Source organism: Streptomyces sp. BRA346, assembly GCF_052851135.1.
On record NZ_JAIWIH010000009.1, the window covers coordinates 15,357 to 28,808 of the forward strand.

Consider the following 13,452-nt stretch of genomic DNA (forward strand, 5'->3'; position numbering starts at 1 on the left):
GATCTCATTCCTTCCTTTCCACTCTCACCAGGGGGCCGTCCCCGGTCTGGTACCACGGCGCCGCGGCCCCGAGGCGGGCGCGCGCGTCGGCCTCGTCCACGCCACGGATCAGGCAGTGGATCCGTGCGGAGGTGGTCCGCAGCAGATCCCGCAGCAGGAAGGAGCCGAGGAATCCGGTGGCGCCGGTCAGCAGGACGTGCCGGGGCTCGGCGATGGTCCGAACGTTCTCCGTGGCGACGATGTCCGGTGCGGGGACCGTAGCGACGATGTCCGGTGCGAGACGGACCTCGGCGGCGAAGTCGGCGGTGTCCTCACCGCTCTCCGGGTCTCCGGCCAGATCGGCCAGCAGCAGGCGCCGCTGCGCTGCTTCGTCCAGTCCGGCCAGACCGTCGAGGCCGCGGCCCGTACCGACGAGCTCTTCGGCGGCCGCTGCCCGCGGCCGGTGCCGGACCCGCGTCAGTGCGCGCAGCACCACGGGCTGATGCGGATGGGTGCGTGCGGCGGCCAGATCCACCGGCAAGGCGATCACCGCGGGGTGGGCGGCGCCCGCCACGGTGTCGAGCAGCGCCATGCCCCGTGAACTAGCGGAAAACAATGGCCTATTCAGACCTGTTAAGCCCTGGCATATGGCTTAGATCTTGCCCCCGTCATGACCATCGAGGAGTTATTGGTTAATTTGCGGACACTATGTCCATTTCACATTATGCCTCGACTGAGGGACCTGCCCTACCGGAAATCAGTGGCACGCTGCGGTGAACCCTAGTAACAATCGTTGGGATCGGATGCATGTCGCGGTCGGCTTTCGCCACATTGCCCCGGTTGCCGCCCACAGCGGTCGCCGCCACACAGAACGCCCCCGCCGGCATGGGTCTCGTTCAAGTGCGACGCACCCGTGACGCCGCGAAGGCACGGCTGCGACGGGGCGGGTGCGAACCTGCGGCCACCATGCCTGTGCACATGAAGGTCCGCACTCCGCGCCCGACGACACCGGCGGTGTCCCCGGTGCGCGATCCACGCATGCGGAGCGGAGCGGAGGGGTCGGACCTGCGAGGGCCGACCGCGCGTGCGTCGGGCTCGGCCGTGGGTCCCGGCCCGTCGGCCGGGAACGCGGCGGTGGCGGCGGCCATGGGTGGGGCGCCACCGGGTGCCGGGCCGGGCCCGTCCTGGTGGGGCGGGCAGATGGTGCCGGGCGGGCAGGATCTGATCGGTAACCAGGCCGTCGCGGCTCAGGCGGGTGCGCTGCCCGCAACTCAGCAGTCCCCCTCGGCAGAGCAACGGCTCCCGGCACAACAGCAGTTGACGCAAAAACCGGACGCGAAGAAGCCGGAGCCGAAGCCCGTCCGGAAGGCGAAGGCCCCGCCCGCACCTCGCCCGGCCCAGAAGGACCAAAAGGACGCGAAGAACGCCGAGGGCCGGCCCGAGAAGGGTGCGAAGAACAAGGAAGCGACGGGCCCGCGGTCTCCGGGCGCGGACCCGAAGTTCCAGGCGTTGAAGAAGGACGTCGCGGCCAAGAAGCAGCGGATGGCGTCGAGCCACCCGCCGCCCGCCGCGGAGGCCCGTGCCGCGCAGGGAGCCGCGGTGCCACCGGCCGACGACCAGGAGGCCCGCGGCAAGGCGGCGCACGCGGAGGACATGGACGCCGCTCAGCCGAAGGAGTTCGACAAGCAGTCGTTCATCGCCGCGGTGGAGAAGGCCATCAAGGACCGGGCCCCGAAGAACCTGGACGAGGCCGACAAGTTCGGGGAGTCGGGCAAGGCGGAGGAGGTCAAGACCGAGGTCCAGGGCAAGGTCGGTGAGGGCAAGGACGCCGCGGGCCAGGAGATCGCCGACACCACCGCCGCCACGCCGGAGCCCGCCCCGGACGCCAAGGAGGTCGTGCCGCTGGCGGCGGACTCGGTGCCGGGCAGACCGGGGGCCCCGAATCCGAACCAGGCCGCCCCGGACGCGTTGCCGAAGTCGGCCACGGACATGTCGGCCGGGCCGGACCAGGTCAACCAGCAGATGGCGTCGGCGCAGGTCACCGAGCAGCAGCTGTCGATGAAGAACTCGCGCGAGCCCGCGTTCGACAAGGCGGTGCGGGACAAGAAGACGATGGAGGCCCACTCGGCGGCCGCCCCGAAGGAACTGCGCGCCGACGAGGCCGCCGAGCTGAAGAAGGTCAAGGCGACGGCCGCCACGAGCGGCGCGGCCGCGATGGGTGCCCTCCACGCCACGCGGGTCGCCACCGGGCAGCGGGTCACCACCGGCAAGCAGGGCGCGAAGGGCCGCGACGAGGACAAGCGGACGAAGGTCACCGCCCTGCTCCAGAAGGTGTTCGACGACACCAAGGGCGACGTCGAGGAGATCCTGTCCGGCCTGGACAAGAAGGTCGACTCCCAGTTCACCAGCGGCGAGAAGCGGGCGAGGGACCGGTTCACCGACGAGCACACCCGGGGCATGGACGAGTACAAGTCCCGCCGCTACTCCGGGCTGCGGGGCAAGGCCCGCTGGGTCAAGGACCTGTTCGCCGACCTCCCGGAAGAGGCCAACCGGATCTACGAACGCGCGCGGGACAACTACCTGACCGCCATGCGCCAGGTCATCTCCGACGTCGCCGACACGGTCGAAGGCGAGCTACGCCATGCCAAGGACCGTATCGCCAAGGGCCGCAAGGACCTCCAGCACGCGGTCGACACCCTGCCCAAGGACCTCCGCGCCATCGGCAGGGAAGCGGCCGCGGACTTCCAGGGCAAGTTCGACGAGCTGACGGACACGGTCAACGACAAGAGCACCGAACTGGTCGACACCCTGGCCACCAAGTACACCGAAGCGGTCAAGTCGGTCGACGCCGAGATCGCGGCGGAGAAGGAGAAGAACAAGGGCCTGGTCTCCAAGGCCGCCGACGCCATCGGCGGCGTCATCGACACGATCAAGGAACTCGGCCGCCTGTTGATGGGCGTCCTGCGGAAGGCCGCATCGGCGGTCGGCCTGATCCTGAAGGACCCGGTCGGCTTCCTCGGCCGGCTCATCACCGGTGTCGGCGGCGGGCTCAAGCTGTTCATGAAGAACGCGGGCCGCCACCTCCAACAGGGTGTGCTGGCCTGGCTGCTGGGCTCCGGCGTCACGGCGGGCCTGATACTGCCGACGAGCTTCGACGTCCTCGGCATCCTGGTGATGATCGCTGGTCTGCTCGGGCTGTCGTGGCCGAACATCCGCGCCCGCCTGGCCCGCAAGGTCAATCCGAAGACCATGGCGGCGGCGGAAACCGGCAAGGACGCGATCCCGATCGTCGTGGAGGCCAAGAGACGCGGCGTCGCGGGCCTGTGGTCGGACCTGAAGTCGCGGGTCGGGGACCTGAAGAAGGACCTGATCAGCAAGCTGGTGTCCTACCTGCTGCCGACGATCATCATCGCGGGCGTGACATGGATCGTGTCGCTGTTCAACCCGGCGTCGGCGTTCATCCGCGCCTGCAAGATGATCATCGACATCGTCCGGTTCATCGTCACGCAGGGCCGACAGATCATCGAGTTCGTCAACACGGTCCTGGACGCGGTGATCGCCATCGCCCGCGGCGGCACCGGCGGCGTTCCGGCACTGGTGGAACGCGCGCTGGCGCGGTCGATCCCCGTCCTCATCGGGGCCCTGGCCGCGATCCTCGGCATCGGGGGGATCGCGGGCAAGGTCAAGCAGATATTCCAGGCCCTCGCCCGACCGGTGAACCGCGCCATCGACTGGGTCATCGACAAGATCACCGGCCTGCTCAGGAAACTGGCGGCCAAGCTCAAGCCCAAACGGAAGCGGCCCAAGCGCCCGCAACATCGCCGCAGGCCCACGAGACCGAGAAGGCCGCGCAGACCGACGAAACCGAAGCGACCGCGCAAGGCGAAGAAGCCGGACCGGCCGAAGAACCGCAAACGCAAGGACCGCCGCACGGAGCAGGACAAGCGGCGCGCCCTGGACGCCGCCATCCGCGACGCGAACCGGCTCATCGGCGCCGAGGACGCCACGGTCAAGTCGGTCCGCAAGGGCCTGCCGGGCATCAAGCGCCGACACCGCCTGAAGTCGATACGGCTGGTGGAGACCGGGGAGCTTTACGTCATCAAGCTGTCCATCAACCCGGTGGGCGAATCGAAGAAGGAGGACCTGGGTTTCCCCTACGAGCTTCTCGGCCCGACGCAGGCGCTCATCATGCAGGACGTCAGCCAAGTGGAAAGCAACCTGCACCCGATCGAGAATCCCGTGGAGGAGAAGCACCCGGCGGCCTTCGTCATCAACATGGTGGCCATTCCGGAGGAGATACGGAACAACCCGGCGGTCGCCTCTCGATACCTCACCGAGGCATGGGCGGGTTCGACGGAGAAAGATGTGGCGCCGCTCCGGACCGCGGTCATCATCGGTGTCAATTCCGTCGAGCTACTGGTTCCGAAGGACGGCAAGGGCAAGCAGGCGGTCATCGCCGCGGTGCGCACCATCAAGGGCCCGCCGGAACTGCTCATGGCGGCGTTCGGCTTCACCTGGACGCCCAGGTGGGTGAAAACCAAGCGGGGCAGGAAGCCGGTGGAGATCGAGACGTTGCGCGAGGCGTACAAGAACCTGGACGCCGAGGGCAAGAAGGAAGCTCAGCGCAAGGAAGAGGAAGGACTGCGCAACGCACAACTGCCCATCGGTCTCTTCCGGGGGAAGGTGTTGAAGTCCACCTACACCCAGGACGCGAAGGGCATTCTCAGCAAGGCCAACAAGCAGGTGCACGTTTTGACCCAGGATCCGGACAGCACCGCGACCGCCCCGAAGGGGCGCGGTGTACTCGCCGCATACGACGAGATCCTGCGGACCATCAAGAGCGACCCGACAATGATCATCGGCGGCTACGACTTCGAACGGTTCGACTGGAAGACGACCGATCCGCTCACGGTTCAGTTGACGGTGCTCGCCAACAGGATCGACCGCGCCATCCGGGTCGCCATCAGCAAACGGCATCCCGACCTGCTGTACCCGTCCGAGCCGAGCACACTGGTGAAGGTGTGGGACGAGAACACCGGGTTCGACATCTTCGAGCGTATGGATCACATGGGAATCAAAGCAGTCCGAGAGGTTCTTCCCTTCGGCGTGGGCCCGCTGGAGGGACACCATTTCAAGAAGTGGCTGCAAGAGCTGCTGGAAGGCAACTTCTCGGTGCTCTACGACCCGCGCGCATCCGTCAGCACCGACCCGAAGCCGGAGCGCCCGGAGCGCGGGTTCGTGCTACGCGTAGAGGACATACTGCGAGCCATCAGGAACAAGGGTAAACCGGCGTACGCTCTGACCCTTCAGGCCCAGACAACGGCAAGCGCACGGCAGCTGGCCAGCGCGGTATTCATGGCGAATACCAAGATCGGTGCGCCTGGAAGAATACAGGCGGTGGTCTTCAGCCATGTCGAAAGAGTCGTCATCCTGATGTCCGAGAATCCAGGGATGACTACTCGTAATCCCCGGATCCGGCAAATCCTGCGGGAGATGGCCGAGGCGGTGAAGAAGGAGGCGGGAGCGACCGATACGCAGGCGAACAAGGATCTCGGGAAGGCCTTGACGACGGCGCACGAGGTCGCACGTGACATCATCGCCGCGCTGACGTCGAAGAAACTCAGGCAGACATGGGCAGAACTCAGCCGAGAGCTGCGGAGGATCGAGCGCGAGCACAGCCGCGGGCAAGGCCCCGGACAGGGTGCGAGATAGGAGTTCGCCAGATGGCCGACGAGTTCGAACAGCTGAGGATCGAGGCATCGAGCCGCGAGTACGGCCCGATGGCCCGCCTGGCACGAGCGCTGCACGAGGCCGCGGTGCCCCCGGAGCAGGTCCTGCGCGAGTGCTACGGCGTCGGCTTCCCCCGAGAGGTCTTCGTCATCGCGGCGGCCAACCCGTACACGCTGGGCCTGCTGGCGAAGTGGGCCAACCAGCCGTGGCAACTGGCCGTAACCCTGGACCGAGGTGGCCCGGCGCCCCGAGCCGACACGTACGAGCCGGACGAGCGGCGCCTCCGCGCCCTCGACCCCGACCTGCTCCCCCTGGTGTTCCTGATCCCCTCGGGCATCGGCATCGAGGACCCCGACCTGGTGCTCTGCTACCGCCTGACCGAACTGGCAGCAGGCAGATCAACGATCTTCGGCATCCGCGAGGAAGCCACAAAGCCCTCCGAAGCCCCCCAACGCGGCGACTCTCTCCTGGCTGTCCTGCACAAGCACCACGCGGATTACCTGCGCGAGTTGGAAGAGAGGTCGAAGAACACGGCAGGCAAGGGGGAGTACGACGTGGTGCATCCGGAAGAGCTGAGAGTGGCCAGAGCCATGGTGGATCGGATGGAGACCTTCCAACACGAAACAGGGACCTGACCGGTTCCCGGGCGGGGGGCGGCCTCTTCGGCCCGGCCCCTGCCTCAACCCCGCGCGGCGGCCGCCGCCTCCAGCAGGGGCCACCCGTCGACCTCCACGGCCCGCCGTTCCCCCGGCTGCCACCCTCGGACCGACGCCGCGTCGAGCAGGGCCCGGACGGCGCCGGGTTCGTGCAGGTTCAGGGAGCCGCCCCGGACGTATCCCACGTCCCCCGAGCCCAGGGGAAACCCGCCGGGGACGTACCGGCCCGGCCCTTCGGCGAACACGATGCGCAGCGGGCCGCCGGTGTCGGCCGGCTGCGGGTACAGCGTGAGGGTCTCGCGGCAGTCCGCGGCCCGGCCGCTCTCCAGCACGCGGTGGCTGTGGCGGAGCGTCCACAGGTAGGCGCGCCCGTCGGCGACCAAGCGGCGGGGCTTCCTCGGATGGCGGGGCACGGAGCCGAGGGTACGCGGCCTAGGAACGCCCTCGCGTCGCCAACGCAACGCCCGTCCCGATCCCTGCGATCACGAGCCCGATCCCACCGAAGATCAGCGGCAGCAGCCACAGCGAGAGGAAGCCATTGATCCGCGCGTCCTCGGGGGAACCCGGGTGGTAGAGCACCTCGACCCGCTCACCCACCTCGTACGACGGTGGGTTGGATCCCGTGGAGTCCTCGAACTTCCTCGGCGCGCCGTCCGCCGACGTGAACTCGACCACCGGGTACGCCGCGGGCTTGTCGTCCGCCTGCGTCCTGCGGGATGCGACGTCGTCGTTCCGCCACTCCAAGGACACCACGGTCCCCCGGGCACGTTTCGCATCCGCCAGGAACGACGCCGACACCCCCGCGAGGATCAGCCCGATGACCAAGAACAGCGCCCCGAACGCGATCACCACGAACGTGATCCGCCGGCGGCCAACCCGCCCACGTACCTGAAACCTCACGACGTCCCCCTCACTTGTCCGGTGTGAGAGGGACGTTATCCCTGACTTCCCGGTCGCCATGCTCCCGCCCCCCGGCGGCGACACGAAGGACGGCAGCAGTCGCCGGTGCGGACGCGGGGACTCAGCCCTTGACGGCGGAGCTGGCCACGCCCTGGACGAACCAGCGCTGGAAGAAGGCGAAGACGATCAGGACGGGCAGGACGAGGAGGACGCCGAAGGCGAGGATCTGGCCCCAGTCCGGGGGCTCCTGGCCCTGGAAGACGCTCATTTCCAGGGGCAGGGGGCGGACGGAGGGGTCGGAGACCATCAGGACCGGCCAGAGGAACGAACCCCACTGCATGAGGAAGGTGAGGATGGCGACCGAGGCGAACACCGGCTTCGACATCGGCACGATGACCGCGAAGAACGTGCGCCAGGGGCCGGCGCCGTCCAGCCGGGCCGCCTCCTCGATGCTCGGCGGGATCGAGCGGAAAAAGGTGTGGAACTGGTAGATCGAGAAGGCGTTGGCGATGAACGGGACCGCCTGGATGAAGACGGTGTCGCGCTGGTCGTTGAACATGTAGAAGAGCGGCACGGCCACCGACTCGAACGGGACCAGCATCAGCAACAGCACGAGCGTGAAGACGGTTTCCCGGCCGCGCCACTTCAGCCGTGACATGCCGTACGCGGCCATCGAGTTGACGAAGAGGCCGCCGGTCACGACCACGAACGCGACGAGCAGTGAGACACCCATGAAGCGCCAGAAGTAGCCGGTGCTGTCGGAGTTGAGGGCGTCCAGGACGGTCGCGTAGTTGTCGAAGGACAGGTGGGTGGGGAGGAAGCCGGTCAGGCCGTTCAGCACCTCGTCCGAGGGCTTGAGGCTGCCCAGGAGCAGGTACAGGACGGGCAGCACGAAGATGAACGCCAGGACACCGAGGACGGCGTAGTCGGCGAAACGGCGCAGGGGCGCGCGGGACGCGCGGGGCGTGGCCATCGTGGGTCAGTCCTCGTTGTCGGGCCGGACGAGGCGGCGCTGGATGAGGGTCAGGGCGACGACGATCAGGAAGAAGACGACCGTGATCGCGGACGCCTGGCCGATGTTGTTCTGGTCGAAGGCGGTGGTGACGGCCTGGTACATGACCGTGCGGGTGGCGTCCTCGTCGAGACCTCCGCCGTGGATGAGGACGTAGACCTGGTCGAAGACCCGGAAGGACAGCACGGAGGTCAGCATGGCGACGAAGACGAGGGTGCCGCGGATGCCGGGCAGGGTGACGTGGCGGAACTGCTGCCACCGGGTGGCCCGGTCGAGTTCGGCGGCCTCGTAGAGCTCGCCGGGGATCTGCTGGAGCCCGGCGAGCAGGATGACCATCTGGAAGCCGACGCCCTGCCACACCGACAAGACGATGATCGAGGCCATCGCGGTGGCGCCGTCGCCGAGCCAGTCGAAGGCGCCCCAGTTGCCGAAGCTCACCGTGTGCAGCGCGGAGTTGAGCAGACCCTGGTCGCTGCGGGCGAGGATGAGCCGCCAGATCACGGCGACCAGCGTCATGGGGAAGACGACCGGCATGAAGAACAGCGACCGGAACAGCCCGATCGCCTTCAGCTTGCGGTTGAGCAGGATGGCCAGGGCCAGCGCCAGGGCCGTCTGGAGCGGTACGACGACCGCGGCGAAGGTGAGGTTGTTGAGCAGGGCCCGCAGGAACGGGCCGGACAGGTCCGGGTCGGTGAACAGGCGCCGGTACTGCTCGATCCCGAAGAAGGTGGGCTCCAGCGGGGAGCCGAGGCGCACGTTGTAGAAGGAGAGGACGACGGCGTAGCCGAACGGGATGCCGACGAAGGCGATGAGTCCGGCGACGGCGGGCGTGGACATGAGCAGTCCGTGCGCCCAGTCCCGGTTCTTGCGCACCGGCCGCGAGCGTTTCACGGAGCTCACGGGCGGGCCTTGCTCCGTTTCGGCTGGCGCGGCGGGCGCGGGTTCCACGGTCTTCACGGGGAGTCCTGTTCCCGGCCGGGACGGGCGTGCCGCCGTGACACGTGATGCGCGTCGTGAGCGGTCCCGTCCCGGCCGAAGCGTCCTACGGGATTGCGGGATACGGGATTACGGGATCTTGTAACCGGCGTTGTCGGAGAAGTCCCGGTCGATGGCGCGGGCGGCCTTCTCCAGGGCGCTCTTGGGGTCGGCACCGCCGTATATCGCGTTCAGGGCGTCGCTGAACTTGGCGGTGACCGTGGGGTATCCGGCGGTGACCGGGCGGGTCACGGCGACGCAAGTCTTGGTGACGTCGCTGTCGCCGCAGGGCTTGGCGAGCTGGTCGGCGAAGAGCTGGAGCGGGCCGCCCCGCTGGTACAGCTCGCTCTTGGCCAACGCGGACTTGGTGGCGGGCGGGGCCCCGTTGGCCGTCGTCATCGCGGTGACGTTGGTGTCGTTCAGCAGGGTGTCGAGGAAGGTCCCGGCCGCCTTGGCGTTCTTGGAGTTCGCGCCGATGCCCCAGGCCCACGAGCCCTGGCCGGTCTTGGGGCCGTTGCCGAAGTCGGGCAGCGGCAGCACGACGAGGTCGTCGCCGAGGGCCTTGCTGTAGGCGGGGTACATCCAGTGGCCGACCCAGCTCAGCGCGACGCGGCCCTTGGCGAAGGCGTTGCCGTCGGTGTTGGGGTCGGTGTACGGCTTCCAGGACTGGAGGGTCTTCATCGCCGACACCGCGGCGGACGTGTCCAGGGCGCCCTCCGCCTTGCCGTCCTTCAGCAGGGAGCCGCCCGCCGACCAGAGGACCGGTGCGAAGCCGAAGGTGCCCCACTCATTGGCGTAGCCGCTGTTCTCCTGGAGGTCGACGACCTTGCCGTCGGAGTCCTTGGCCTTGAGCGCCTTGAGCGCGGCCGTGAACTCGGTGGCGGTCCAGTCGTCGGACAGGTTCGTCGGGTATTTGACCCCGGCCGCGTCCAACAGCTTCTTGTTGCCGTAGACGCCGAGCCCGGCGTCGTACATGCCCAGGCCGTAGTGCTTGCCGTCGATCTCGCCCTGTGCCTTGCCGGCGTCGGTGGCGTTGGACATCGTCTTCGCGGAGACGTAGGAGTCCATGGGGGCGAGCTTCTTGTTGTAGACGAAGTTCGCCATGGTCGGGCCGTCGAACTCCATCACGTCCGGCAGCTTGGAGGCGTCGGTGGCGGTGATGGTCTTGGTGTAGTCGTTGGTGGGGATGAGCTTCAGCTCGACCTTGATCTTGTGCTGGGAGGAGTTGAAGGACTTCACCGCCTTCCGCAGGGCGGTGCTCTCGTTCTTCTGCCCCTGGTGGGCCCAGACGCTGATGGTGCCCTTCCCGCTGCCCGCCTCAGCGGATACGTCGGCGCCGCTGCCGCCGCCGCAGGCGGCCAGTGCCGCGAGGGGCAGGACGAGGGCCAGGCCCGTACAGGCGGTGCGGCGGTACCTTCTGTTGGTCGAGCTCATGGTTCGTGCCTCCGTGCGGTGCGAGGGTCCGTGGTACTCGGGTGCTTTCCGGCGTTGGGGTCGTGGGACGTCGGGGGCCCGGCGGCGTAGCCGGGGAGGTTTACTGGGGTCCGCGCGGGCGCGGTGGGGCGGTGGTCTCGCGCAGGACGAGACGGATGGGCATATGCACATGCCCGGGCTGCCCGGCGTCCGGCTCGTCGAGCTGCCGCAGCAGCAGCCGGGCGGCCTCGGCGCCCTGCCCGGCGACCGGCTGGGCGACGGTCGTCAGCCCGACCACGTCGGCGAGTTCGTGGTCGTCGAAGCCGACGACGGACACGTCGTCCGGCACCGTCAGCCGGTGCCGCCGCAGGGCGCGCAGGGCGCCCATCGCCATCTCGTCGGACTGCGCGAACACGGCGGTCGGCGGCCGGGAGGCGGCGAGCAGTTCGGTCATGGCCCGCTCGCCGCCCTCGACGGTGTAGTCGCCGTCCGCCTCCAGCGCCGGGTCGTGCGCGATCCCGGCGTCGGCCAGCACGTCCAGGTACGCCTGACGGCGCGTGATGGGTGTGGTCCAGTGCTGCGGCCCGCTCGACCCGCTGATCATGCCGATCCGGCGGTGGCCGAGGTTCACCAGATGCCGTACGGCGCTCTCCGTCCCGGCCCGGTCGTCGATGCCGACCACGGTGAAGCCGGGCCGGGCGCCGCCGACCGTGGTGGCCAGCGGCACCCCGAGCGAACGCAGCGCGGCCGACTCCTCCTCGTCGGGGATGAGCAGCGAGAACACGGCGTCCACCCGCTTGCGGACCGGCATCTTGGTGAAGAACCGCTTGCGGGTCTCCGGCGAGCCCAGGTTGTACAGCAGAACGTCGTACCCGGCGGCGCTGAACACGTGCTCGGCGGCGTCCAGCACGGTGCCGAAGAACCAGCGGCCCACGTACGGCACCACCACCCCGATGGTGAAGGTGCGCCCGCTGGCCAGGCTGGACGCCGAACGGGACGCCGTATAGCCGAGCCGTGCGGCGACTTCCGTGATCTGCGCCGCGACCTCGCCGGAGACGCCCGGCCGGCCGCGCAGCGCTCGGGACACGGTGGACGCCGAGACTCCGGCGGCGCGGGCGACATCGGTGATGCTGACGCTCACAGCGCGTTTCTCCCGTCTGTTTCACATCGGTGTGATCTGGGGGTGACGAGACCGTAAGCCCGGCCTCGTTGTTGCGCAAGCGTTTGCGTTGAGTTTTACTTGGGCCGATTCCCAAAAGAGATCTTTGAGGTCCATAGTCAGCGCACGCGTTTGAGCGCTGCGAGCCGACAGGAACTGTGCATGCGATACGCCCCGCCCGGCCTCTGCGTGAACGACTTCGCCCTGCTCCGCGACGAGGACGGCACCTACGCGGTGCTGCACCTCCAGGGCCCGTGGACGAGCGAGTTCGACCACCTGCGGATGGAGACCTCGTACGGCCGGGCCACCTCCACCGACCTGGTCGGCTGGCGGCCCGAGGGCACCGTCTTCGGCAACGGCCTGCCCGGACGCTTCGACCAGCAGGCGGTGTGGACCATGCATCTCGTCCCGCACGGCGGCGGAATGGCGATGTTCTACACGGGCGTGAGCGGACTGACGGCAGGCGGCTGGCCGCTCCAGTCCGTCGGGCTCGCGTACTCCGACCGCACCGACGGCACCGGCTGGCGCCGCCACGGCACCGGGCCGGTCGTCGAGGCGGACGCCCGCTGGTACCGCACCGGTGAACGCATGGGATGGCGCGACCCGTTCGTCGTACGTGACGACGCGTCGGACGGCTGGGTCATGGTCGTCTGCGCCGCCGACGCGTCCCTGCCCGTCGAGGTCAGCGGCTGTGTCGCCTGGGCGACGTCGGACGACCTGGAGCACTGGACGGTCCACCCGCCGCTCATCTCGCCCGGCGACGTGGACGAGTTGGAGTGCCCGGTCCTCGAACGTCTCGACGACGGCAGCTGGCTGCTGATCGGCTCGATCGGCGCGACCCGCGGGTTCGAGGCGTGGACCGCGCCACGGCTGCGGGGACCGTGGACCCACCGTGGTCCGCTCGGCCCGACCGGCTCCTACGCCCCGCGCGTCATCGCCGCCCCCGACGGCTCCCGCGTCGTCCTGCACACGACCCCCCGCCGGGTCGGCCTCACCGACTCCGGCGAACGCTGCCGCGGCATGCTGGCCCAGCCCAAGTCCCTTGTCACACCGGACGGTTCGGCACCCCGCCTGGAGTGGTGGGCCGGACTGGACGCCTGGCTGCTGGAGGAGACGACGGAACCGGTGCCGCACGCCGTCGGTGATGTGGAGGTCTCCGGGCGCGTGGAGATCACCCTGCGCACCGGCGAGGACGGCCCCGCCCTGGTCGTCGGGTGCGACGGCAAGAACCTCTGGGTCACCGGCCCCGTCGGCGTACCGCTGGGCGAGACCGTCCTGACCGAACCCGCCGCGACCCTGCGGATCCTCACCGTCGGCGAGTACGTCGAGGTCTACGCCGACGGCGTCTTCGTCCTGACCACCCTGTGCTACGCGGGCCGCCCCGCCCCCTGGACGGCGGTGACGGAAGGACGGGCGGAGGGACGCACCCGCACCCTCCCCGTCCGCCCCGTCCGGCTGCCGGATCCCGACCGGGACGACGCCTCCGCCGTATGGCCGGGACCTGCGACGCGCTGACAGGCCCACCACGTCGCACGGCGAGTCCCGGCACCCTCATGCCCTCATCTAAGAAAACTTTGATGAGGGCAATACCTCTTGTGATCAGGCCGCAGCCTTGTTACGTTCCCGCC

General features: G+C 68.9%; 10 protein-coding genes. 3 read left to right on the forward strand and 7 right to left on the reverse strand.

Annotated elements, in window-relative coordinates; translation table 11 throughout:
- Nucleotides 1-4 precede the first annotated feature (4 nt).
- Nucleotides 5-571, reverse strand: coding sequence for an SDR family oxidoreductase (locus tag LCH29_RS14335; RefSeq protein ID WP_446462105.1), 567 nt, complete (start codon nt 569-571; stop codon nt 5-7).
- Nucleotides 572-1,017: 446 nt separating this feature from the next.
- On the opposite strand from LCH29_RS14335, the gene LCH29_RS14340 reads away from it, so the two are divergent.
- Nucleotides 1,018-5,691 carry a phage tail protein gene (locus tag LCH29_RS14340; RefSeq protein ID WP_446462106.1) on the forward strand — a complete coding sequence of 1,558 codons (4,674 nt, stop codon included), beginning with the start codon at nt 1,018-1,020 and terminating at the stop codon, nt 5,689-5,691.
- An 11-nt stretch (nt 5,692-5,702) separates the two neighbouring features.
- A complete protein-coding gene (locus LCH29_RS14345) occupies nt 5,703-6,344 on the forward strand; it encodes a hypothetical protein (protein ID WP_446462107.1) in 642 nt (213 codons plus the stop codon).
- Between the two features lie 44 nt (nt 6,345-6,388).
- Here LCH29_RS14345 and LCH29_RS14350 read toward each other — a convergent pair whose 3' ends face one another.
- The 6 genes from LCH29_RS14350 to LCH29_RS14375 all read right to left on the reverse strand — a co-directional run bounded on the left by LCH29_RS14350 (nt 6,389) and on the right by LCH29_RS14375 (nt 11,806).
- Nucleotides 6,389-6,778: a hypothetical protein gene (locus tag LCH29_RS14350; protein WP_446462108.1), complete on the reverse strand. Its 390-nt coding sequence runs from the start codon at nt 6,776-6,778 to the stop codon at nt 6,389-6,391.
- Between the two features lie 19 nt (nt 6,779-6,797).
- Complete coding sequence (locus LCH29_RS14355; RefSeq protein WP_446462109.1) at nt 6,798-7,325, reverse strand: DUF3592 domain-containing protein; 528 nt, start codon at nt 7,323-7,325, stop codon at nt 6,798-6,800.
- A gap of 61 nt (nt 7,326-7,386) precedes the next feature.
- The gene (locus LCH29_RS14360; protein ID WP_446462110.1) at nt 7,387-8,238 is read right to left on the reverse strand and encodes a carbohydrate ABC transporter permease; all 852 of its coding nucleotides are present in this window, start codon (nt 8,236-8,238) and stop codon (nt 7,387-7,389) included.
- 6 nt (nt 8,239-8,244) lie between these two features.
- Nucleotides 8,245-9,177: a carbohydrate ABC transporter permease gene (locus LCH29_RS14365; RefSeq protein WP_446462111.1), complete on the reverse strand. Its 933-nt coding sequence runs from the start codon at nt 9,175-9,177 to the stop codon at nt 8,245-8,247.
- Between the two features lie 165 nt (nt 9,178-9,342).
- Entirely contained in the window at nt 9,343-10,686 is a 1,344-nt protein-coding gene (locus tag LCH29_RS14370; RefSeq protein WP_446462112.1) for an ABC transporter substrate-binding protein, read from the reverse strand.
- A 100-nt stretch (nt 10,687-10,786) separates the two neighbouring features.
- Complete coding sequence (locus LCH29_RS14375) at nt 10,787-11,806, reverse strand: LacI family DNA-binding transcriptional regulator (protein WP_446462113.1); 1,020 nt, start codon at nt 11,804-11,806, stop codon at nt 10,787-10,789.
- A 180-nt stretch (nt 11,807-11,986) separates the two neighbouring features.
- On the opposite strand from LCH29_RS14375, the gene LCH29_RS14380 reads away from it, so the two are divergent.
- Nucleotides 11,987-13,339, forward strand: coding sequence for a mucin-1 (locus LCH29_RS14380; protein WP_446462114.1), 1,353 nt, complete (start codon nt 11,987-11,989; stop codon nt 13,337-13,339).
- The last annotated feature ends 113 nt before the right edge of the window (nt 13,340-13,452 follow it).

Bases quoted from the DNA above. Each gene is read 5' to 3' on its own strand.
- LCH29_RS14355 (WP_446462109.1), bottom strand. From the start codon at position 7,325: ATGGCGACCGGGAAGTCAGGGATAACGTCCCTCTCACACCGGACAAGT.
- LCH29_RS14360 (WP_446462110.1), bottom strand. From the start codon at position 8,238: ATGGCCACGCCCCGCGCGTCCCGCGCGCCCCTGCGCCGTTTCGCCGAC.
- LCH29_RS14370 (WP_446462112.1), bottom strand. From the start codon at position 10,686: ATGAGCTCGACCAACAGAAGGTACCGCCGCACCGCCTGTACGGGCCTG.
- LCH29_RS14380 (WP_446462114.1), top strand. From the start codon at position 11,987: ATGCGATACGCCCCGCCCGGCCTCTGCGTGAACGACTTCGCCCTGCTC.
- LCH29_RS14340 (WP_446462106.1), top strand. From the start codon at position 1,018: ATGCGGAGCGGAGCGGAGGGGTCGGACCTGCGAGGGCCGACCGCGCGT.
- LCH29_RS14345 (WP_446462107.1), top strand. From the start codon at position 5,703: ATGGCCGACGAGTTCGAACAGCTGAGGATCGAGGCATCGAGCCGCGAG.
- LCH29_RS14335 (WP_446462105.1), bottom strand. From the start codon at position 571: ATGGCGCTGCTCGACACCGTGGCGGGCGCCGCCCACCCCGCGGTGATC.